General features: G+C 65.4%; 22 protein-coding genes. 15 read left to right on the top strand and 7 right to left on the bottom strand.

The window, feature by feature from the left end; all coding sequences use genetic code 11:
- The first annotated feature begins 93 nt into the window (after positions 1 to 93).
- From VH567_RS07660 to VH567_RS07635, 6 genes are all read left to right on the top strand, one after another.
- Positions 94 to 1,377, top strand: a complete 1,284-nt coding sequence (locus VH567_RS07660; protein ID WP_423324706.1) for an acyl-CoA dehydrogenase family protein — start codon at positions 94 to 96, stop codon at positions 1,375 to 1,377.
- A gap of 141 nt (positions 1,378 to 1,518) precedes the next feature.
- The gene (locus tag VH567_RS07655) at positions 1,519 to 2,601 is read left to right on the top strand and encodes a Zn-dependent alcohol dehydrogenase (RefSeq protein WP_423324704.1); all 1,083 of its coding nucleotides are present in this window, start codon (positions 1,519 to 1,521) and stop codon (positions 2,599 to 2,601) included.
- A gap of 20 nt (positions 2,602 to 2,621) precedes the next feature.
- Complete coding sequence (locus VH567_RS07650) at positions 2,622 to 3,665, top strand: phosphotransferase family protein (protein ID WP_423325024.1); 1,044 nt, start codon at positions 2,622 to 2,624, stop codon at positions 3,663 to 3,665.
- A 126-nt stretch (positions 3,666 to 3,791) separates the two neighbouring features.
- A complete protein-coding gene (locus tag VH567_RS07645) occupies positions 3,792 to 4,556 on the top strand; it encodes an SDR family oxidoreductase (RefSeq protein WP_423324702.1) in 765 nt (254 codons plus the stop codon).
- Positions 4,557 to 4,571: 15 nt separating this feature from the next.
- The gene (locus VH567_RS07640) at positions 4,572 to 5,369 is read left to right on the top strand and encodes an SDR family NAD(P)-dependent oxidoreductase (protein ID WP_423324700.1); all 798 of its coding nucleotides are present in this window, start codon (positions 4,572 to 4,574) and stop codon (positions 5,367 to 5,369) included.
- An 89-nt stretch (positions 5,370 to 5,458) separates the two neighbouring features.
- Complete coding sequence (locus tag VH567_RS07635) at positions 5,459 to 6,634, top strand: energy transducer TonB (protein WP_423324698.1); 1,176 nt, start codon at positions 5,459 to 5,461, stop codon at positions 6,632 to 6,634.
- Positions 6,635 to 6,637: 3 nt separating this feature from the next.
- Here VH567_RS07635 and VH567_RS07630 read toward each other — a convergent pair whose 3' ends face one another.
- Positions 6,638 to 7,045 (bottom strand): BLUF domain-containing protein, encoded by a 408-nt coding sequence (locus VH567_RS07630; RefSeq protein WP_423324696.1) that lies wholly within the window; start codon positions 7,043 to 7,045, stop codon positions 6,638 to 6,640.
- A gap of 203 nt (positions 7,046 to 7,248) precedes the next feature.
- Between VH567_RS07630 and VH567_RS07625 the strand changes: the two genes are divergently transcribed.
- Positions 7,249 to 7,863 carry a superoxide dismutase gene (locus tag VH567_RS07625; RefSeq protein WP_423324694.1) on the top strand — a complete coding sequence of 205 codons (615 nt, stop codon included), beginning with the start codon at positions 7,249 to 7,251 and terminating at the stop codon, positions 7,861 to 7,863.
- Positions 7,864 to 7,986: 123 nt separating this feature from the next.
- Here the strand turns inward: VH567_RS07625 and VH567_RS07620 are convergent, their stop codons facing one another.
- The 4 genes from VH567_RS07620 to VH567_RS07605 form a co-directional block, all read right to left on the bottom strand.
- Positions 7,987 to 8,613 (bottom strand): septation protein A, encoded by a 627-nt coding sequence (locus VH567_RS07620; protein ID WP_423325022.1) that lies wholly within the window; start codon positions 8,611 to 8,613, stop codon positions 7,987 to 7,989.
- 137 nt (positions 8,614 to 8,750) lie between these two features.
- Entirely contained in the window at positions 8,751 to 9,686 is a 936-nt protein-coding gene (gene ftsY / locus VH567_RS07615) for a signal recognition particle-docking protein FtsY (protein ID WP_423324692.1), read from the bottom strand.
- Entirely contained in the window at positions 9,683 to 10,930 is a 1,248-nt protein-coding gene (gene mtaB, locus VH567_RS07610) for a tRNA (N(6)-L-threonylcarbamoyladenosine(37)-C(2))-methylthiotransferase MtaB (RefSeq protein WP_423324690.1), read from the bottom strand. The genes ftsY and mtaB overlap by 4 nt, the downstream gene beginning before the upstream one ends.
- A gap of 324 nt (positions 10,931 to 11,254) precedes the next feature.
- Entirely contained in the window at positions 11,255 to 12,880 is a 1,626-nt protein-coding gene (locus tag VH567_RS07605) for a putative bifunctional diguanylate cyclase/phosphodiesterase (RefSeq protein ID WP_423324688.1), read from the bottom strand.
- 382 nt (positions 12,881 to 13,262) lie between these two features.
- Between VH567_RS07605 and ffh the strand changes: the two genes are divergently transcribed.
- From ffh to rimM, 4 genes are all read left to right on the top strand, one after another.
- The gene (gene ffh, locus VH567_RS07600) at positions 13,263 to 14,813 is read left to right on the top strand and encodes a signal recognition particle protein (protein ID WP_423324686.1); all 1,551 of its coding nucleotides are present in this window, start codon (positions 13,263 to 13,265) and stop codon (positions 14,811 to 14,813) included.
- 67 nt (positions 14,814 to 14,880) lie between these two features.
- Positions 14,881 to 15,327 (top strand): 30S ribosomal protein S16, encoded by a 447-nt coding sequence (gene rpsP, locus VH567_RS07595; RefSeq protein ID WP_187504196.1) that lies wholly within the window; start codon positions 14,881 to 14,883, stop codon positions 15,325 to 15,327.
- Between the two features lie 228 nt (positions 15,328 to 15,555).
- Entirely contained in the window at positions 15,556 to 15,699 is a 144-nt protein-coding gene (locus VH567_RS07590; protein ID WP_423324684.1) for a hypothetical protein, read from the top strand.
- Complete coding sequence (rimM, locus tag VH567_RS07585) at positions 15,677 to 16,180, top strand: ribosome maturation factor RimM (protein WP_423324682.1); 504 nt, start codon at positions 15,677 to 15,679, stop codon at positions 16,178 to 16,180. The genes VH567_RS07590 and rimM overlap by 23 nt, the downstream gene beginning before the upstream one ends.
- Positions 16,181 to 16,273: 93 nt before the next feature.
- On the opposite strand, the gene VH567_RS07580 is transcribed toward rimM, so the two are convergent.
- The gene (locus VH567_RS07580; RefSeq protein ID WP_423324680.1) at positions 16,274 to 17,179 is read right to left on the bottom strand and encodes an NAD(P)/FAD-dependent oxidoreductase; all 906 of its coding nucleotides are present in this window, start codon (positions 17,177 to 17,179) and stop codon (positions 16,274 to 16,276) included.
- A 77-nt stretch (positions 17,180 to 17,256) separates the two neighbouring features.
- Here VH567_RS07580 and VH567_RS07575 point away from each other — a divergent pair, with 77 nt between their 5' ends.
- Genes VH567_RS07575 through rplS form a run of 4 tightly spaced genes read left to right on the top strand, consistent with a single transcriptional unit; the run spans position 17,257 to position 19,029 of the window.
- Positions 17,257 to 17,541, top strand: coding sequence for an AbrB/MazE/SpoVT family DNA-binding domain-containing protein (locus VH567_RS07575; RefSeq protein ID WP_423324678.1), 285 nt, complete (start codon positions 17,257 to 17,259; stop codon positions 17,539 to 17,541).
- Complete coding sequence (locus tag VH567_RS07570) at positions 17,538 to 17,912, top strand: type II toxin-antitoxin system VapC family toxin (RefSeq protein ID WP_423324676.1); 375 nt, start codon at positions 17,538 to 17,540, stop codon at positions 17,910 to 17,912. The genes VH567_RS07575 and VH567_RS07570 overlap by 4 nt, the downstream gene beginning before the upstream one ends.
- Positions 17,909 to 18,640, top strand: a complete 732-nt coding sequence (gene trmD / locus VH567_RS07565) for a tRNA (guanosine(37)-N1)-methyltransferase TrmD (protein WP_423324674.1) — start codon at positions 17,909 to 17,911, stop codon at positions 18,638 to 18,640. The genes VH567_RS07570 and trmD overlap by 4 nt, the downstream gene beginning before the upstream one ends.
- Positions 18,637 to 19,029, top strand: a complete 393-nt coding sequence (gene rplS / locus VH567_RS07560; protein WP_031395442.1) for a 50S ribosomal protein L19 — start codon at positions 18,637 to 18,639, stop codon at positions 19,027 to 19,029. Before trmD ends, rplS begins: the two co-directional genes overlap by 4 nt.
- Positions 19,030 to 19,145: 116 nt before the next feature.
- On the opposite strand, the gene bluB is transcribed toward rplS, so the two are convergent.
- The gene (gene bluB, locus VH567_RS07555) at positions 19,146 to 19,790 is read right to left on the bottom strand and encodes a 5,6-dimethylbenzimidazole synthase (protein ID WP_423324671.1); all 645 of its coding nucleotides are present in this window, start codon (positions 19,788 to 19,790) and stop codon (positions 19,146 to 19,148) included.
- Between the last annotated feature and the right edge of the window lie 113 nt (positions 19,791 to 19,903).

Genomic DNA, 19,903 nt, shown 5'->3' with positions numbered 1-19,903 from the left:
TGAAAACATGCTTTCAGGGCCCCTCCGCACGCTTTACCGAATACGCGGTATGGTCTAACCCGCCTCCAAAGCGATGACGAACGGAGAGCCCGCATGGATTTTACGCTGAGCGAACGAGAGACGTATTTCCGAGATCGGGTCCGGGATTTCATCGACCAGAATATCCGCCCGCGACAGGCCGATTACGACCAGCAGGCGCATGAGGGCGAGCGCTGGAAGGTGATTCCGGTGATCGAGGAGATGAAGGAGAAGGCCAAGGCCGCCGGCCTCTGGAATTTCTTCATGCCGCCGCATTCGGGCCAGACGCACGTCGACGATTCGTTCGAGTTCGAGGGCACGCAGCTCACCAATCTCGAATATGCGTTATGCGCGGAGGAGATGGGCAAGGTCGGTTGGGCGAGCGAGTGCTTCAACTGTTCGGCGCCCGATACGGGCAACATGGAGGTGTTTCACCGCTATGGCACGCGCGAGCAGAAGGACCGGTGGCTCGGCCCGCTGATGCGCGGCGAGATCCGCTCGGCATTCCTGATGACCGAGCCCGCGGTGGCGTCGTCGGATGCGACCAACATCGAGACGTCGATGGTGCGCGATGGCGATCACTACGTGATCAACGGCACCAAATGGTGGTCGAGCGGCGTCGGCGATCCGCGTTGCAAGATCGCGATCGTGATGGGGAAGACGAGCTTCGAGGGTTCGCGGCATCAGCAGCAAAGCCAGATCCTCGTGCCGATGGATACGCCCGGCGTCACGATCAAGCGGATGCTGTCGGTGTACGGCTATGATCACGCGCCGCATGGGCATGGCGAAGTCGTGCTGGAGAACGTGCGCGTGCCGGTCGAGAACGTGCTGCTCGGCGAGGGGCGTGGGTTCGAGATCGCGCAGGGGCGGCTTGGGCCGGGTCGTATCCATCATTGCATGCGGACCATCGGCGTTGCGGAGACCGCGATCGAGGCGATGGCACGCCGCCTGCTCGACCGCGTCGCGTTCGGCAAGCGGATCGCCGACTTCTCGGTGTGGGAGGAACGGATCGCTACCGCGCGCATCGACATCGAGATGACGCGGCTGCTGTGCCTCAAGGCGGCGGACATGATGGACCGCGCGGGCAACAAGTCCGCGCAGATCGAGATCTCGATGATCAAGGTCGCCGCGCCGAACATGGCGCTCAGGATTCTCGACGATGCGATCCAGGCGCATGGCGGCGGCGGCGTCTCGGGCGATTTCCGCTTGGCGCATGACTGGGCGGCGATGCGGACGCTGCGCTTTGCGGATGGCCCGGACGAGGTTCACAACCGCTCGATCGCGCGCAACGAGTTCGGGAAATATGGGGACTTCCGGAAGGGCGGCGTGTCCAGCGGGGATGTCGGCGTGAGCCGGTAACCCCATCCGTTTAAACCCATCCCCCCCGTTTGTCCTGAGCGAAGTCGAAGGACCGGCCCGCTCGGGGCAATGTCCTTCGACTACGCTCAGAACGAATGAGATTTTGATTGTGCGTCCGCCATTTTCGGAGCCTGACTAAACATGAAAGCCGCAGTCCTTTTCGAAGCCAACACCCCGCTCAGCATCGAGGACGTCACCGTCTCGAAGCCGACGTCCCATGAGGTGCTGATCCGCACGGTCGCAGTCGGGGTATGCCGCTCCGACCTGCATTTCGTCGACGGCGCCTATCCACACGCGATGCCCACCATCCCCGGCCATGAAGCCTGCGGCGTCGTCGAGGCGGTCGGCGACGAAGTGCGCGGCGTGAAGGTCGGCGACCATGTCGTGACCTGTCTGTCGGCCTTCTGCGGCCAGTGCGAGTTCTGCGTCACCGGTCGGATGTCACTGTGCATCGACGCCAGCGTACGCCGTCCGAAGGGTGCCGCGCCGCGTCTCATGCTCGGCGACAGGCCGATCGCGCAGATGCTGAACCTTAGTGCCTATGCGGAGATGATGCTGGTCCACGAACATGCGTGCGTGGCGATCGATCGCGACATGCCGATGGATCGCGCGGCGTTGCTCGGCTGCGCGATCACCACCGGCGCGGGCGCGGTGTTCAACACTACCGACGTGACACCGGGCGAGACGGTGTGCGTGGTAGGCTGTGGCGGCATCGGCCTCGCCGCGGTCAATGCGGCCAAGATCGCCGGCGCGGGCAAAATCATCGCGCTCGATCCAGTGCCCGAGAAGCGCGCGATGGCGGAAAAGCTCGGCGCGACGCACAGCATCGATGCGCTGTCCGACACCGCCGCGGACGAGGTCGTCGCGATCACCAAGGGTGGTGTACACCACGCGATCGAGGCAGTCGGCCGCGCGCAATCGGCGGCGACCGCGGTGAAGGTGCTGCGCCGCGGGGGCACTGCGACGATCCTCGGGATGATGCCGCTCGGCGAGAAGGTCGGGCTGTCGGCGATGGACCTGCTCTCGGGCAAGCGTTTGCAGGGTGGCTTCATGGGCTCGAACCGGTTCCCGGTCGACATCCCGCGGCTGGTCGATTTCTACATGCGCGGGCTGCTCGACCTCGACACGATCATCGCCGACCGGATGCCGCTGGAGCGGATCAACGACGCGTTCGACGAGCTTCGTCGCGGTGACACCACCCGCAGCGTGATCACCTTCTCGTGACGAGCGACGCAGCCACCAGCATGGTCGGCACGATCGAAGTCGCCGAGCGTGATAAGCTCGACCTTGGCGCGCTCGGGACCTGGATGACCGCCAACGTGCCGGGCTATGCCGGGCCGCTAACCTACGCGAAGTTCGCCGGCGGCCAGTCGAATCCGACCTACCGGCTCGACACGCCAAGCCGCGCCTACGTCCTGCGCCGTAAACCGTTCGGCCCGATCTTGCCGAGCGCCCACGCCGTCGATCGCGAATACCGCGTCATTGCCGGGCTGTATCCGACCGGCTTCCCCGTCCCACGACCTCACGGGCTCTGCGAGGACGCGGCCGTGATCGGCTCGGCCTTCTACGTCATGGAGATGGTCGAGGGCCGGACGATCTGGGACGGCGCGATGCCCGGCGCGACACCCGCCGAGCGCACCGCGCATTACGAGGCCATGGTCGACACGCTCGCCGCGCTCCACAACACCGATTACGCTGCGGCGGGGCTCGGCGAGTACGGCAAGCCCGGCAATTATTTCGAACGCCAGGTCGGCCGCTGGACCAAGCAGTATCGCGCCGCCGAGACCGAGCGGATGGACTCGGTCGAACGCCTGATCGAATGGTTGCCAAGAACGCTCCCCGAGCAGACGCGCACCTCGATCGTCCACGGCGACTACCGCATCGACAATATGATCTTCGCGCCGTCGGAGCCGAAGGTCATCGCGGTGCTCGACTGGGAGTTGTCGACGCTTGGCGATCCGCTCGCGGACTTTTCGTACCTGTTGATGAGTTGGGTGACCGAACCCGAGGGACGCTCAGGTGTGCTCGGCATGACCGGGCCGGAGACGGGTATCCCGACGATCGAGCAGGTCGTCGAGCGTTATTGCGCCGCGACCGGTCGCGACGGCGTGCCCGATCTCAACTGGTATTTCGCCTACAACCTCTTCCGACTGACCGGCATCGTCCAGGGTATCAAGAAGCGTATCGTCGACGGCACCGCGTCGAGTGCGCAAGCGGAGAAGACGGTGGCGAAGATCCACGGTCTGGCGGATGCGGCCTGGGGGTTCGCGGTGAAGGCGGGGGCGTAAACTCATTCCCCTCCCGCAAGCGGGAGGGGCTAGGGGTGGGCTCGCGCTCACCATAACGGATACCGTTTGTGGCTGGCCAGGTGCCCACCCCCGGCCCCTCCCGCATGCGGGAGGGGAGAAGCTGGAATGTCGCAGTTCGATTTGACGGGACAGGTCGCCATCGTCACCGGATCCTCGCGCGGGATCGGCCTCGCCTCCGCGCGAGAACTCGCCAAGCACGGCGCGAAAGTCGTCATCTCCAGTCGCAAGCAGGACGCCTGCGACACCGTCGCCACGGAGCTCAATGCTAAGCACGGCGACGGCACCGCGATCGCCATCGCCGCCAACATCTCCGACAAGGCCGGCCTCCAGAATCTCGTCGACCAGACCCGCGCGACATTCGGCCGCATCGACGTCCTGGTCTGCAACGCCGCCTCGAACCCCTATTACGGGCCGCAAGCCGGCATCGCCGACGACCAGTTTCGGAAAATCCTCGACAACAACATCGTCTCCAACCACTGGCTGATCCAGATGGTCGCGCCCGAGATGCTGGAGCGCCGCAGCGGCAGCATAATCATCATCTCGTCGATCGGCGGCCTGCGCGGCTCGCCCGTCATCGGCGCCTATTGCATCAGCAAGGCCGCCGACATGCAGCTCGCGCGTAACCTGGCCGTCGAGTTCGGCCCGTCCAACGTCCGCGTCAACTGCATCGCGCCCGGCCTGATCAAGACCGACTTCGCACGCGCGCTGTGGGAAGACCCGCAACGGATCGAGGCCGCGAACACCAGCGTGCCGCTCCGCCGGATCGGCGAGCCCGACGAGATCGCCGGGGCAGTCGTCTTCCTCGCCTCGCAGGCCAGCGCGTTCATGACCGGCCAGACGATGGTCATCGACGGCGGCGTCACGATCTAACCGGAAGGGAACCCCATGCGTTTCGAGAACAAGTCGATCATCGTCACCGGCGCAGGCTCGGGCATCGGCCGCGCCGCCGCGCTCCTGTTCGCGAGCGAAGGGGGCAGGGTCATCGTCGCCGACAAGACCGAAGGCGCAGACGAAACCGCCCACTTGATCGCCGAGACAGGCGGTACGGCCAAGGCGATCCGCATCGACGCTGGCCTCGAAGACGACGTGATCCGCACCATCGCGCTGGCGTGCGACAGCTTCGGCGGGCTCGACGTCATGTTCGCCAACGCGGGCATCTCCGGCGGCATGGCGAACCTGTTCGACACCGACGTCGCGCTGATCACCGAAGTGTTGCGCGTCAACCTGATCGGCCCGTTCCTCGCGATCAAGCACGCCGCCCCCCGCATCGCCGAGCGCGGCAAGGGCGCGATCGTGCTTACCGCGAGCGTCGCCGGAATCCGCTCGGGCGCCGGCTCGCCTGCCTATTCCGCGTCGAAGGCGGGCGTCATCAATCTCGCCGCCGTCTCCGCGCAGCAACTCACCGGCTCGAACGTCCGCGTCAACGCGATCTGCCCTGGCCTGACCGAGACGGGCATGACCAAGCCCGTCTTTGATTACGCGCGCGAGGCGAACAAGATGGACCGCGTCGGCCGCTTGAACCCGCTCCACCGCGGCGCACAGCCCGAGGAACTGGCGAAGGTCGCGCTGTTCCTCGCCTCCGACGACGCCAGCTACGTCAACGGTCAGGCCATCGCGGTCGATGGCGGGCTGTCGTCGAGCCATCCCGTCACCCGCCAGGAATACGGCAAGACCGCCGCCTGACTTGCAGCGGTCATGATCGTGCGGCACGATGCTCAAATCGGCGGCGGTATCGGCGGCGGTATTTGCGGTTTGGAGGATACGCGATGGGTATGTCCCGGTTGGCCCTATCGATACTGATCGGCGGCCCCGCCGCGACCGCGTATGCGATCGTTCCGGACATGCAGGTGCCGCCAATCGTCGTCGGCAGCATCCTATCCGGCCCAAGGCCCTCGGCCGGAGCGCCGGAGTACCGGCAGGTCCTCGTGACATGGCATGCGCGCGAGGTCCGCTGTGCCGGCGTGCCGGTCGCGTTCCTTCGCCAGCCGGCGGTCATGCCGATGCTGAACTGGGCAGCGCCGACCACCGCCATGAAGTCGGTCGAGTTTGGCTTCACGATCGATCCGGGAGGGCGTCCGATCGACATAAAGCGTCTGGCGACGGACTATGTGGCAACCGGTGGAGACCTGGCCCCTGCCTTGGCGGTCGTGCAATTCGCCTCGAATAGTCCCCGAACCGCTTGCAGCCTGACGTACGTGCCGGACGCGCAGCCGATCGCGACCGCCCCGATCGCCCTGATGATGGCCTATACGATGTTTCCGCAGCAGCGCCCGACGCCCGAGATCTGGGCGCGGGTCAAGCCCGCCGGCTCGACCTGTTTCGATCCGGTGCCGCAGGTCCGCAACCGGGCCTTTCCCGATTTCGACGCCCTGCCGCGACAGCCGGGGCGGCAGAGCTGGAGCATGATCGGCTTCGATATCGACGAGAACGGCACGCCGGTCCGCCTGAAGCCGGTGGCGGGCAACGGCAATGCGGCGCTGGACTCGGCATCGCTCAAGGCGGTCGCGGAGTCCCGCTTCGCTGCCGGTGCGAGGGCCGGGTGCCAATACCCCTATTGGATCGGTGCGGGGACGGTTCCACCGCCGCCGATGCCGGAGGAGGCGAGCTTCAGGCCGGCCGACGCGACCTGTCCCGCACAGGCGGAATGGGCGGTCTCGCCGACGCTGACCTATCCCGACAATTTCCGCCGTCGCGGGATCGAGGGATGGGCGATGATCGGCTACGACGTCGCACCCTGGGGAGCGACCGGCAACGTCCGTGTGCTCGCGACGCAACCGTCCGACGAGTTCGGCGCGCAGGCGATGCGGATCATCACGACGGCCAAGCGCGTGCCGTCGGCGACCGGCTATACCGGCTGCATCGACCGCGTATCGTTCAAGATGGGCCCGACGCAGCGCAAGCCGGGCGGGCCGCCGGTGATCTTCGATCCGCCCCAGCCCGCCTATTGAGCGCTAGGCGGCCTTCATGTGGAGATCGACGAAACCGGTGAAATAGCCGCGCAGCATCGGGTCGTCGATCGGCGCGATCAAAGCGGCCATCGCCGCGGCCGACTCCCCCGAGGTCGCGTTTCCGCCAGCCTGATAACCCATCGACCAGGACCCGAAGGTGCGTTCGGTGATCGTCTGCCGCGCGAGCGAGACCATCGCGAAATGCCGTGGATCGCGCTGGATCCGGTCGAAGGTCTGCGCGACGGCGAGGTCGGTGCCCTCGAGCACCTGCAGGAAGCGCTTGCCGCCGACGATCAGCAGCCCGGTGACGCCCACGGCGGCGTTATTGCGGCGGGAGACGCGGAGGATATCGTCGATCACATCCTGCGTGATAATCGCGCGGGCAGTGCTGATGTATAGAAGTCGTTGCATGTCGAATCTCTTACCGGTGTCGCAACCAACATAAATTAGGTGTGCGAACAGCGCGTTAATGATTGGCGGGCAGCGACGGTCGCGCAGCGCGGTGCAGGGCGGCTCGACAAAAACTGCCGACGGGTACGCTTGCGTAACGAGATGGCCGGGAGCATTTGCGCTGTGCGGGCGTTGAGCGTCCGACCCCATAAAGGAGAAACCCCATGGCTTTCGAACTCCCACCGCTGCCGTACGCCTATGATGCGCTAGAGCCGGTGATCGACAAGGAGACGATGCAGTTCCATCACGACAAGCATCATGCTGCATATACGAACAAGCTGAACGAGGGCGTCGAGAAGGACGCCGCGTTGCAGGGCAAGACGATCGAGGACATCCTCGGCATGATCTCGTCGCAGCCGCCGCTGGTCCGCAACAATGGCGGCGGCTTCTGGAATCACGATTTCTTCTGGAAGACGATGGCAGCCAAGAGCGGCCAGGCGCCGTCGGGCAAGCTGGCCGAGGCGATCGATCGCGACTTCGGCAGCCTCGACAAGCTGAAGGAAGAATTCAACACCAAGGGTGCGGGTCAGTTCGGTTCGGGCTGGGCATGGCTGATCGCGGATGCTTCGGGCAAGCTGAAGGTCACGAGCACGCCGAACCAGGACAACCCGCTGATGGACGACGCCAAGGAGCCCGGTACGCCGTTGCTCGGTAACGACGTCTGGGAGCACGCGTACTATCTGACGTACAAGAACGACCGCCCGGGCTATCTGAAGGCCTGGTGGGACATCGTGAACTGGGACGTCGTCAGCGAGCGCTACGCGAAGATCGCGGGCTAAGCCAAATTCCCCTCCCGCTTGCGGGAGGGGCTAGGGGAGGGTGCGACGTACGTACTGGCGTCCGGTCTGTTGGATCAGACCCTCCCCCGACCCCTCCCGTGAACGGGAGGGGGGCAGTAGAAGTTACCCTTCGGGCGGCAGGTCGGTCACGGCCTTGTCGCCCGTTTGCAATCCATGCTTCAGCAGCATCGGAATGTTGGCGAACGCGAAGATCAGCGTCAGTGGGATCGCGCCCCACAGCTTGAAGCCGACCCAGAAATCCCAGGTCGTGTTGCGCCACACCGCCTCGTTCAGCACCGCCATGAACACAAAGAACACCGCCCAGTTGCGCGTCAACTTGCGCCAGCCATCGGCGGACAGGCCGGGATAGGCAGTTCCGAGCAGCGACTGGAGCAGCGGGCGCCCGGTGACGAGCCCGAACGTCAGGATCGCGGCGAACATCGCGTAGATGATCGTCGGCTTCATCTGGATGAAGCGCTGGTCGTGGAAATAGATTGTCAGCCCGCCGAACACGACGATCAGCGCGCCGGACAGCCACAGCATCGGCGAGATATGGCCCGCCGTGACCTTCGACACGATCATCGCAGCTACCGTGGCGATGATGAACGCGGTGGTCGCGGCGACGACGCGGACGATCGGCAGGCCGGGGGTAAGGAAGTTCACCGCGAAGAAGATCGCCAGCGGACCGTAGTCGATGGCCATGCGGAGACCGGGAGATAGGGGGGGCTTGGTGGGGGTCACGAGATCAATCCAGAATACCGTTCGTCCTGAGCGTAGTCGAAGGACATGCCACAAACGGGCCGGTCCTTCGACTATGCTCAGGACGAACGGAAAAAGAGGGGCGCAGGATGAGCGAAAAAGGGGGGGCAAGGCGAATGGAATGTCAGTTACTTCCGAACGCTCTCCACTCCTGCGATGATCCGGCTGACTTCGTTCGCATCGAACGGGCGCAGGTCGGTCATGCCCTCGCCGATCCCGATCGCGTGGATCGGCAGGCCGTATTTCTCCGCCGCCGCGACCAGTACGCCCCCGCGGGCAGTGCCGTCGAGCTTGGTCATCACGAGGCCGGTGACGCCGGCGACCTCCTTGAAGACCTCGATCTGCTGGAGCGCGTTCTGGCCCGTCGTCGCATCCAGGACCAACACGATATCGTGCGGGCTTTCTGGGTTGATCCGCCCCAGAACGCGGCGGATCTTCGCCAGTTCGTCCATCAACTCGCGCTTGTTCTGCAAACGTCCGGCGGTGTCGACGATCAGCACGTCGATGCCGGTCTCGGTCGCCTTTTTGACCGCGTCCCAGACCACGCCCGCCGCGTCGCCGCCCTCGGGGCCGGTCACGATCGGCACGCCGACGCGCTCGGCCCAGGTGCGGAGCTGGCCGATCGCGGCGGCGCGGAAGGTGTCGCCCGCCGCCAGCATCACGCCGTAATCCTGCTCCATCAGCAGGTGCGCGAGCTTGGCGATCGTCGTGGTCTTGCCCGATCCGTTGACGCCGATAACCAGGATTACCTGCGGGCGCGGAAAGGCGTCGATCTCGATCGGTTTCGCGACCGTGGCCAGCACCTTCTCGACCTCCTCCGCGACGATCACGCGGATGCCGAGCTCTTCCATGTTGCGCTCGAAGCTGCCCTCGGAAAGGCGGTGGCGGATACGGCCGGCGGTCTCGGGGCCGAGGTCTGACGCGATCAACGCTTCCTCGATGTCGTCGAGCGTCGCGTTGTCGAGCCGTGCGCCGCTGAGACCGGCGAGGTTGCCGACGAGCCGGTCGGAGGTGCGCTTGAAGCCGCCGATCAGCTTGTCGTGCCAGGTTGGGGTGGTGCTCATGATGATTCTCGTGTTGCGCTGAGGCGGTCGGATGTGGCGCCGGTGATCGTGATGCGGACGATGTCGCCGGGTATGGCGGGTTCGTCCAGCAGGACTTCTGCGAAATTGCCGATATGGCCGCGGTCGCCGGGGCGTTCGACGAGCAGATCCTGCGACGTGCCGACCAATGTCTGCAGCCAGTTCGTTCGCGCGGTTTCTCCAGCTTGGCGGAGCAGCGCGGCACGCTGGCGGCGGATTTCCGGCTCGACCTGCGGCATGCGCGCGGCGGGAGTGCCGGCGCGCGGCGAATAGGGGAAGATGTGCGGATGGACGATGTGGCAGTCGTCGATCAGTACGAGCGTGTTGGCGAACATCGCCGCGTCTTCGGTCGGGAAGCCGGCGATCAGGTCCGCGCCGATCGCGATGTCGGGGCGGGCGGTCTTGAGGCGCTCGACCAGCGCTACGCTCTCGGCGCGGGAATGGCGGCGTTTCATGCGCTTGAGGATCATGTCGTCGCCGGCCTGAAGCGAGAGATGGACGTGCGGCATGATCCGGCGTTCGGTGGTCAGCAGCGCGAAGAGGCGGTCGTCGATCTCGATGCCGTCGAGCGAGGATAGGCGCAGGCGTTCGAGTTTCGGGACGTGATGCAGGATGCGTTCGACGAGATGGCCGAGCGTCGGCGCGCCGGGGAGGTCGGGGCCGTAGCTCGTGAGATCAACGCCGGTGAGGACGATCTCGCGGTGGCCCGCGTCGACCAAGCCAGTGATCCGGTCGACGACCGCGCCCGCGGGGACCGAGCGGCTCGGACCGCGACCGAACGGGATCGCGCAGAAGGTGCAACGGTGGTCGCAGCCGTTCTGCACCTCGACGAACGCCCGCGCGTGGGCGGAGGAGCTGGCGGCGAGATGGGGGGCGGTCTCGCGGACCTGCATGATGTCGGACACAACGACCGCGGCGTCGGTCTGCCAAGCGTGCGACGTGAGCTTGTCTGCATTGCCGACGACGCGGTCGACTTCGGGCATCGCCGCAAAGCTGGCAGGGTCGATCTGCGCGGCGCATCCGGTGACGACGATCTGCGCTTCGGGGCGGTCGCGTTTGGCGCGGCGGATCGCGACGCGCGTCGCCTTCACCGCGGCGTTGGTGACCGCGCAACTGTTGACCACGACCATGTCCCGCCCGGCAACGAGCGCGCGGATGGTCTCGCTTTCGGCGATGTTGAGGCGGCAGCCGAGGCTGATGACCTCTGGCTGCGGGGCAGATGGCATGGGGCGCGATTTAGGAGCGGCTGGGGGGGAAGTCCACGCTTTGCGGTTTGTGGTTCGAGGGAAATACCGTGCGGCCCACAGCCGTTCCCCCGCGAAGGCGGGGGGCCAGGGAACCAACCGGAGCACTGCTTGGTCTTGGGCTCCCGCCTTCGCGGGAGAACTAGAGTTGGGTGTGGTGCTGTTCACCGCACACCACCCCGGCGGAGACCGGGGCCCAGTTGAGAGACCATACTGGCGAAGGACCGTCCGTCGTTACTGCAATCTTTCCAACTGGGCCCCGGCCTCCGCCGGGGTGGTGTTGCGTGAGCGGGTGAAAACCGAACCTCAGCCCGCCAGCCGCGGCGCGATCCCACGTGGTGGCGGCGCATCGCGATCCGGCCGCTGGGCCAGCAAGCGCTTCTCCGCCAGCAATCGCCGGACCTGCGCCGCGCCCAGCGGCCGCCCATAAAGATACCCCTGGCCCTTCGCGCACCCGATCGCGCGCAGGCGTTCCTCGATCGCGGCGTCCTCGATTCCCTCCGCGGTCGTCGGCAGGTTGAGGCTGTCCCCCAGCCGCGCGATCGTGTTGACGATCGCCATGCTCTCCGGATTATCCAGTATCGAGGTAACGAAACTCTTGTCGATCTTGATCCGGTCGAACGGCAGCGCCCGCAGATGCGCCAGACTCGAATAGCCCGTCCCGAAATCGTCGAGCGCAAGGCGGATACCCTGGTTCTTCAGGCTGCCGACGATCGACTGCGCGAGCGGGAGATTGTCGAACAGCGCGCTCTCGGTGATCTCGATCTCGAGCCGGCTGGCAGGGAACCCCGTCTCGACCAGCGTCTTGATGATCTTCTGCGCGAGCCACGCATCGCGCAACTGCAGCGGCGATACGTTGACCGACAAGGTGAGCCCCGCGTCCCAGTCCCGCGCGGCGGCGAACGCCTGGCGCATGATCGACAGCGAGAGCTCGCCGATCAACCCGATCTCCTCGGCGATCGGGATGAACACGTCGGGCGCGATGATGCCCTTGGTCGGATGTTCCCAGCGCGCAAGGACCTCGAAACCGGTGATGCGGCCGGTGGTCAGGTCGACCTGCTGCTCGAAATAGGGGACGATCTCCTGCGCCGGGATCGCGTTGCGCAGGCCCGTCTCGAGTTCGCCGCGCAATTGCAGCGAGCGCTCCATCGAGCGATCGAACCAGGCGTGGCGACTGCGTCCGGCGGTCTTGGCGGCGTGGAGCGCGATATCGGCGTTGCGCAACAGCGTGTCGATCGAACCGCAGTCGCCATCGGAGCGCGCGATGCCGATCGACACGCTCGTGTGGATATCGACGCCGTTGCTGCGGAACGGCAATGCGAGCGCGGCGACCATCCGCTCGGCAATCCGGTCGGCAACGTTCTTGTGCGCGGAATCAAATACGAAGGCGCAGGCGAACTCGTCCTCGCCCAGGCGCGCAAGCAGGCTGGTGCCCGGCGCGATCGCCGCGATCGTCTCGGCGACATAGGCGAGCAGCAGGTCGCCGACCGCATAGCCGTGCAGGTCGTTGACGCTCTTGAAGTGATCCACGTCGATCGTCAGCATGGCCATCGCCTTGCCGCGGCGGCGGGCGCTGGCGAACAACGTTGCGCCGTCCTCGGACAGGGTGCGGCGGTTGAGGAAGCCGGTGAGCGGATCGCGTTGCGCCAGGGCCTGCGCGCGGTGGCCGGCGTCGGTGAGGTCGCTCAATTCCTCGGCGAGCGCGCGGTAGCGGAACCAGCCAAACAGGATCAGCGCGACGTTCAACAACATCGCCGCGATCAGTGTCCGGTCGATGACCGCGGTGCTGCCGTGGAGATTCGCCAAGGCCTTGACCAGGACCGTGCCGCCGGTGCCGACGAACAGCAGCATCGCGGCGCCGGTGACGGCGCCGGTCATGAATTCCCGACTGATATTGCGGGGCGCACGCGTCGCCGCCGACTTTGCGGTCATGGGAGTGTCCGGTCGTTGATTGGTTGCCGGTGTGGCATGCGACAGGTGTAGGAGATGTTAAGGCGGCGTTGGCGCGGGACAGGGCGTGGCACCGGTGCGATTGGTTGCGTATTTAGAACCTATAGCAACCTACAGCAGCGTGTTTCCCCGCGAAGGCGGGGATCCAGTCTGGGCTCCCGCCTTCGCGGGAGAACAAGGAGGGAAGAGATGCCGTCAGGTTGCTAAGTCTGGCACATCTTGCATCCTGAACCCCTTTCCAGTAGGTGGCCATCCACGTTCCGTTACGGGGCGCATTGGACGAGCATCCAAGGATGCACGCTGGCCGGCGAGGTTTCGCCCGCCGGCGCTTTTGCGTTTTGTCACGGTGATTTGGAGTATTTCGATGTTCGAAAGCCTGAGCGATCGACTTGGCGGAGTCTTCGACCGCCTTCGCGGCCGGGGTGCGCTGACCGAAGCGGACGTGCGTTCGGCGATGCGCGAGGTGCGCGTCGCGCTGCTCGAAGCCGACGTCGCGCTGCCCGTCGCGCGCGAGTTCGTCGACAAAGCGACCGAGAAGGCGATCGGCCAGAACGTCCTGCGCTCGGTCACGCCGGGGCAGCAGGTCGTCAAGATCGTCAGCGATGCGCTGGTCGAGATGCTCGGTTCGGAAGCCTCCGAGCTTGAGTTGGGCGTCACCCCGCCGGCCGTGATCATGATGGTCGGCCTCCAGGGCTCGGGCAAGACGACCACCACCGCCAAGATCGCCAAGCGGCTGGCGGCAGGGCAGGCCAATTTCGGCCAGGGCGCTCGCGAGCGGAAAAAGGTGCTGATGGCGTCGCTCGACGTCAATCGCCCGAACGCGCAGGAGCAGTTGGCGACGCTCGGCACGCAGATCGACGTCGCGACGCTGCCGATCGTCCAGGGTCAGCAGCCGGTCGATATCGCACGGCGCGCGATGCAGGCGGCCAAGCTCCAGGGCTATGACGTCCTGATGCTCGACACCGCGGGTCGACTCCATGTCGACCAGGCGTTGATGGACGAGATGAAGGCGGTCGCCGACGTCGCGAACCCGGCCGAGATCCTGCTCGTCGTCGACTCGCTGACCGGCCAGGACGCGGTCAACGTCGCGCAGAACTTCAGCGACCAGGTGCCGCTGACGGGTATCGTGCTGACCCGCATGGACGGCGATGCCCGCGGCGGCGCGGCGCTGTCGATGCGCGCGGTCACCGGCAAGCCGATCAAGTTCGCGGGCACCGGCGAGAAGCTCGATGCGCTCGAGGCGTTCCATCCGGAGCGCGTCGCCGGCCGCATCCTCGGCATGGGCGACGTCGTCAGCCTGGTCGAGCGCGCTGCGGAGTCTATCCAGCAGGAAGACGCCGAGCGGATGGCCGCCAAGATGGCCAAGGGTCAGTTCGACATGAACGACCTGCGGGCCCAGTTGGCGCAGATGCAGCGGATGGGCGGGCTTGGCGCACTGGCGGGGATGATCCCCGGCATGAAGAAGGCACAGGGCGCGGTCGCGTCGGTCGGTGGCGAAAAGGTGCTGGTGCACATGGACGCGATGATCGGATCGATGACGATCAAGGAGCGCAACAAGCCCGAACTGATCAACGCCAAGCGCAAGATCCGCATCGCCAAGGGCTCCGGGACGACCGTCCAGGAGGTCAACAAGCTGCTCAAGATGCACCTCGAAATGTCGACCGCCATGAAGAAGATCAAGAAGATGGGCGGCATGAAGGGCATGATGGCAATGCTCGGCAAGGGCGGCCTCGGCGGCGGTCTTGGCGGCATCGGCAATGCGATCGGCGGGCCGCAGATGGGCGACATGCTCAACAAGGCCGGCGCTGGTGGCCTGCCGGGCGGTGGCGGTGGCGGTGGCGGTTTGCCGGGGCTTGGTGGCCCCAAGATGCCGCAGATGCCTGCCGGTTTCGACGATTTTCTGAAGAAGAAATAACCTCTTTATCCAACCCCATTACCCCGGCGCTCGTCGGGCGAAATATTAGAAAACGAAGGAAAATATCATGGCAATCAACATTCGCCTCGCGCGCGGTGGCTCCAAGAAGCGTCCTTACTACAAGATAGTCGTTGCCGACGCGCGCAGCCCGCGTGACGGCCGCTTCATTGAGAAGATTGGCAACTACAACCCGCTCCTCGCCAAGGACAACGAGCAGCGCGTGCAGCTCGACGCCGACCGCGCGAAGCATTGGCTGAGCGTCGGCGCGCAGCCGACCGACCGCGTCGCACGTTTCCTCGATCAGGCTGGCGTGCTCGAGCGTTCGGCGCGCAACAATCCGAACAAGGGCAAGCCCGGCGAGAAGGCCACCGAGCGCGCCGAAGAGCGTGCGACCAAGGCGGCTGAAGCTGCCGAGGCCGAAGCCGCTGCAAAGGCTGCACCTGCGACCGGCAGCAACGAAGAGACCGAGCAGGTCGCTGCTGCCGAAATCGAAGACGCAACGAGCGCTTCGTAAGATCCGGGGGCGGTCGGTATCGTATCGGCCACCCTTGCTCCGTCATGCCGGGCTTGTTCCGGCATCCACCCGTCCGCGTATTCTAGGAAATAGAGTACGCGGAACGGTGGACCCCGGAACAGGTCCGGGGTGACGAAGGACGCTGGTAATCCCGCTCCGACTACAGGTGCGCTCCGCACCCGATCCGCCATTCGTGCGTTCTTTGTCGGTAACCCCGAACAGGAGCGCATGATGGTCCCCGAATCCGACCCCCGCACAGCCCCCGCACCCGAGGACATCGAAGATGCCACCAACCAAGGCGTCTCCGCCGACGACCCCGCCGAAGGCTCCGACGACACCCCCGGCCGCGATGAAGGCTCCGCGGAAGGATGAGGTGACGCTCGCCGTCGTCATAGGTGCGCACGGCATCGGTGGCGAAGTGCGGCTGAAGGTCTTCGCCGAGAATTTCGGGAGCTATAAGAGCTTCAACAACGGCGCGCTGTCGCTGAAGTCCGCCCGCAACGGCAACAACGGCATGATCGCGCGCTTCGCTGAGGTCGCCGATCGCAACGCTGCCGAAGCGATGCGCGGGACCGAACTGACGGTACCGCGTGCGTCGTTGCCTCCGCTTGAGGACGGCGAATATTATCACACCGACGTGATCGGGCTCGATGTCGTCTCGACCGATGGCGAAGCGATCGGCCGCGTTGTCGCGATCGACAATTTCGGCGCGGGCGACGTGATCGAGATCGAACGCCTTCCGGTGGACGACAAGCCGGGCAAGCGGTTCATGATCCCGATGCGGGTCGAAGCGGTACCCGAGTGGGATGCGGAACGACTGGTCGTCGAAGCGTCGTTCGCGGCCGAACAATAGGCTTCAACGATTGCTTCCTTGTTCTCCCGCGAAGGCGGGAGCCCAGTCTGGGTCCCCGCCTTCGCGGGGAAACAATCTTCCTTTGTCGAGTGACTACCGCCGCAACGGCCGCTGCTCGGCAAGCATGTTGCGGATTGTAGTGGCCGCAACGCCCGCTTCGCCCATCGCGTGGCTGATCTGGTCCAGACCCTTCACGACGTCCCCCGCCGCGAACAGCCCGGGGATCGAAGTCCGCTGATGCGCATCGACCTCCAGACACCCATCCTCGGATGCCCGCGCTCCGGCCGCGACCGCCAGTTCCGACCGGATCACCGAGCCTAGCGCGGGATAGACGCTGTCGAACACCAGTCGCCCGTCGACCGTATCGAGCGCGAGCTTGCCCTCTTCGATCGCATAATTGCCACACGGACCACCAACCCGGACGATCCCCGCATCATCGAGCGCCGCCTCGCACGCCGGATCAAGATCATGGCCACCCTCGGGCGCGATCAGCGTCACGTCCTTAGTGTAACCCCGCAGGAACAGAGCCTCGCGCATCCCGTGGTCGCCGGTCCCGATCACACCCACATTCTTGTCGGTGACCTCATAGCCGTCGCAAATCGGGCAATAGCGCAACAGCCCGGCTTCCAGCGCCTCGTCATGGATCGCGTCAGGCATGTCGGGCCGGTTATTGACCACCCCGGTCGCGAGCAGCACGCTCCGCGCCCGGGCGCGGCGATCGCCAATCCGTACCGTGAACCCGTAGTCGTCCACCTCGATCGCATCCACCCGCGCACCCTGGCGCACCGCACCATATATCTCAGCCTGCGCCAGCATCCGCGCAAGCAGATCGGTCCCGCGGATTCCCTCGGGATACCCCGCATGATTATGCGTACAAGGGATCAGCGCCGCGCGGCTACTCCCGCAATCGAACAGCCGGATCGAAAGATGAAACCGCGCGAGATAGATCGCGGCAGTCAGCCCCGCCGGGCCAGCGCCGATGATGATGCAATCGTCCATCCCGCGCGAGCGTTTCGCAGCCGTAATTGTTCCGTGCGCTTTTCTAGTATATACGGCGTGTGCATACGGAGGCGGCAATGGCCAAGGAATATCGTGCGAAGGTCTTCAAGTCGGGCAATTCGGTCGCATTGCGCTTGCCCAAAGCGCTTGGCATCGCGGAGGGGGCTGAAATGACGGTACGAGAGGACAGCGGCAAGTTCATCTTCGAGCCCTATTCGCCAGCGCCGCGGAAGATCGATCTAACGGGCATTTACGGATCGATCCCCGGCCTCAAACTCCTCGACCGAGAGGACCGGGTTTTCGAACCCTCGCCGCGTCCGTGGGATGATCCGTCCTGGCCGGGTGGCTCCGAAGAGCGATGAAATATCTGCTCGACACCAATATCTGCATCCTGTTGCTGGGCGGAAATGTCCCGCGTCTCAGACACCGTGTCGAGCAATGCGACGAGGGCGAACTGGGGATGTCCGCTGTCGTCTTCGCCGAACTGGCGATCGGTAGCTGGCAGGGTAAGCTGCCGCCACTGGACGCGATCGATGCGTTCAGCCGGTGGGTGCCAGTGCTGCCGTTCGACGAACTGTCTGCGAGGCACTATGCCCAACTGCCATTCAAGCGCGGTAGTTTCGACAGGCTGATAGCCGCACACGCGCTATCGCTTGGACTGACGCTGATCACCAACAACGAACGCGACTTCGCCGACGTGGCGGGTCTTCGCATAGAGAATTGGACGCTGTGACTTTCGCTGCCACGATATTGACGCTGTATCCGGAGATGTTTCCGGGGCCGCTGGGGACGTCGCTTGCCGGGCGCGCGCTGGGCGAGGGGCGGTGGTCCTGTCAGCCGGTGCAGATCCGGGACTTTGCGACGGACAAGCACAAGTCGGTGGATGATACGCCTGCCGGGGGCGGGGCCGGGATGGTGCTCCGGGCCGACGTAGTGGCTTCGGCGATCGACAGCGTTGCGGATGGTCGTCCGGTGCTGGCGATGACCCCTCGGGGGAAGCCGCTTACCCAGGAGCGGGTTCGCGAGCTCGCGAAAGGCCCGGGCGTCACCATCCTCTGCGGCCGCTTCGAGGGCTTCGACGAACGGCTGTTCGAGGCACGCGACATCGAGGAAGTCTCGATCGGCGACTACATCCTGTCGGGCGGCGAGATGGGGGCGCTGGTGCTGCTCGATGCTTGCATTCGGCTGCTGCCCGGCGTAATGGGCGCGGCTTCTAGTGGGGATGACGAGAGCTTCGAAACGGGGCTGCTCGAATATCCGCACTATACCCGACCTCAGATATGGGAAGGGCGCACGATCCCGCAGGTGCTGCGATCGGGGGATCATGCGAAGATCGCGGCATGGCGCAAACGCCGTGCGGAGATCGATACACGGTCACGGCGACCGGACCTTTGGGAGCGCCATGAGGGCGCTCGGGTCCAGTCGCCCTCTGGCGCGCAGCGACACGAGGACGAGACATGAACCTGTTGCAGACGATCGAAGCCGAGAACATCGCGAAGTTCCTGGCCAACAAGACGATCCCCGATTTCCGCCCCGGCGATACGCTGAAGGTCGGCGTGAAGGTCGTCGAAGGCGAGCGCACGCGTATTCAGAACTACGAGGGCGTGTGCATCGCGCGCTCGAACAAGGGCATGGGCTCGAACTTCACCGTGCGTAAGATGAGCTTCGGCGAGGGCGTCGAGCGCGTCTTCCCGCTCTACTCGCCGAACGTCGATTCGATCGAAGTCGTCCGCAAGGGCGCCGTGCGTCGCGCCAAGCTGTATTACCTGCGTGGCCGCACCGGCAAGGCAGCGCGTATCGCCGAGCGCCGCGACATGCGCCCTGCAAAGGGCACTGCAGCCGCCGAGTAATCGGAGACCGCTGGAGTTGGAAAAGGGCGCGGGGGCGATGGTCCCCGCGCCTTTTTTCGTGCCGCCCTTTTCGTGGCGGCCCTTTTCGTAGCGGCCCTTTTCGTGGCGGCCGTGGTTCAGCGTGACAGGCGAGGGGTGGGACGTCGGGTTTCCCAGCCGGCGCGCTCGAGTTCCGGGCTGATCGCCTCCTCCTCTGTATAGCCGAGGCAGAGATAGCCGATCAGCCGCCAGCTATCGGGGACGTCGGCGATCGTGCAGATCCGGTCGGGATCGAGGATTGACACCCAGCCGAGACCGATGCCGTGCGTGCGTGCCGACAGCCACAGCGTGTGGATCGCGATCACCGCCGAGAAGCTGACGCTTTCGGGCATGGTCTGGCGTCCGAGCCCGTGGCCCTGCGTCGGATCGGGCTCGACGAATACGGCGAGATGGCACGGCGCGCGGTCGAGGCCGGCAAGCTTGAGGTGCGCGTAGCGGTTTGCCCGCGCATCGGCCTGCGCCGCCAGTGCTGCGGCATTGCACGCCTCGAAATCGGCGCGGACTGCGGCGCGGCGCGCGGGATCGTCGATCGTGACGAACCGCCAGGGCTGGCTGAGCCCGACCGACGGCGCGGTGTCGGCGGTCGTCAGCAACCGGTCGAGCAACCCCGCGGGCAAGGCGTCGGTCCGGAACCGCCGCACGTCGCGCCGCCAGCGGAACAGGTCGTCGAGCCGGTCCTGAAAGCGCGTATCGAAGATCGGGGGAGTGGAGGGTGGCGTCATCCGGCCTCTCTGCACCCGGGGGTGTCGCAAGCAAGGCTCTCTTCCCCGTCATCGTGACTTTCGTCAGGATAATGGTCGGATGGTCTGATAGTCCCGTACCCTCTGAAAGCAGC

The sequence above is a fragment of the Sphingomonas sp. 4RDLI-65 genome (assembly GCF_049472435.1).
Lineage (GTDB): Bacteria > Pseudomonadota > Alphaproteobacteria > Sphingomonadales > Sphingomonadaceae > Sphingomonas.
The sequence above is the reverse complement of the archived record's forward strand: the minus strand, read 5'-3'. Positions and strand labels throughout refer to the sequence as shown.

Coding starts and splice junctions, on each gene's coding strand:
- VH567_RS07605 (WP_423324688.1), bottom strand. CDS start 12,880: ATGACCGCAAAGTCGGCGGCGACGCGTGCGCCCCGCAATATCAGTCGG.
- VH567_RS07590 (WP_423324684.1), top strand. CDS start 15,556: ATGATGGTCCCCGAATCCGACCCCCGCACAGCCCCCGCACCCGAGGAC.
- VH567_RS07640 (WP_423324700.1), top strand. CDS start 4,572: ATGCGTTTCGAGAACAAGTCGATCATCGTCACCGGCGCAGGCTCGGGC.
- VH567_RS07625 (WP_423324694.1), top strand. CDS start 7,249: ATGGCTTTCGAACTCCCACCGCTGCCGTACGCCTATGATGCGCTAGAG.
- VH567_RS07655 (WP_423324704.1), top strand. CDS start 1,519: ATGAAAGCCGCAGTCCTTTTCGAAGCCAACACCCCGCTCAGCATCGAG.
- VH567_RS07575 (WP_423324678.1), top strand. CDS start 17,257: ATGGCCAAGGAATATCGTGCGAAGGTCTTCAAGTCGGGCAATTCGGTC.
- rplS (WP_031395442.1), top strand. CDS start 18,637: ATGAACCTGTTGCAGACGATCGAAGCCGAGAACATCGCGAAGTTCCTG.
- VH567_RS07650 (WP_423325024.1), top strand. CDS start 2,622: ATGGTCGGCACGATCGAAGTCGCCGAGCGTGATAAGCTCGACCTTGGC.
- VH567_RS07635 (WP_423324698.1), top strand. CDS start 5,459: ATGTCCCGGTTGGCCCTATCGATACTGATCGGCGGCCCCGCCGCGACC.
- ffh (WP_423324686.1), top strand. CDS start 13,263: ATGTTCGAAAGCCTGAGCGATCGACTTGGCGGAGTCTTCGACCGCCTT.
- VH567_RS07580 (WP_423324680.1), bottom strand. CDS start 17,179: ATGGACGATTGCATCATCATCGGCGCTGGCCCGGCGGGGCTGACTGCC.
- VH567_RS07570 (WP_423324676.1), top strand. CDS start 17,538: ATGAAATATCTGCTCGACACCAATATCTGCATCCTGTTGCTGGGCGGA.
- VH567_RS07660 (WP_423324706.1), top strand. CDS start 94: ATGGATTTTACGCTGAGCGAACGAGAGACGTATTTCCGAGATCGGGTC.
- mtaB (WP_423324690.1), bottom strand. CDS start 10,930: ATGCCATCTGCCCCGCAGCCAGAGGTCATCAGCCTCGGCTGCCGCCTC.
- bluB (WP_423324671.1), bottom strand. CDS start 19,790: ATGACGCCACCCTCCACTCCCCCGATCTTCGATACGCGCTTTCAGGAC.
- rimM (WP_423324682.1), top strand. CDS start 15,677: ATGAAGGCTCCGCGGAAGGATGAGGTGACGCTCGCCGTCGTCATAGGT.
- VH567_RS07645 (WP_423324702.1), top strand. CDS start 3,792: ATGTCGCAGTTCGATTTGACGGGACAGGTCGCCATCGTCACCGGATCC.
- ftsY (WP_423324692.1), bottom strand. CDS start 9,686: ATGAGCACCACCCCAACCTGGCACGACAAGCTGATCGGCGGCTTCAAG.
- VH567_RS07630 (WP_423324696.1), bottom strand. CDS start 7,045: ATGCAACGACTTCTATACATCAGCACTGCCCGCGCGATTATCACGCAG.
- rpsP (WP_187504196.1), top strand. CDS start 14,881: ATGGCAATCAACATTCGCCTCGCGCGCGGTGGCTCCAAGAAGCGTCCT.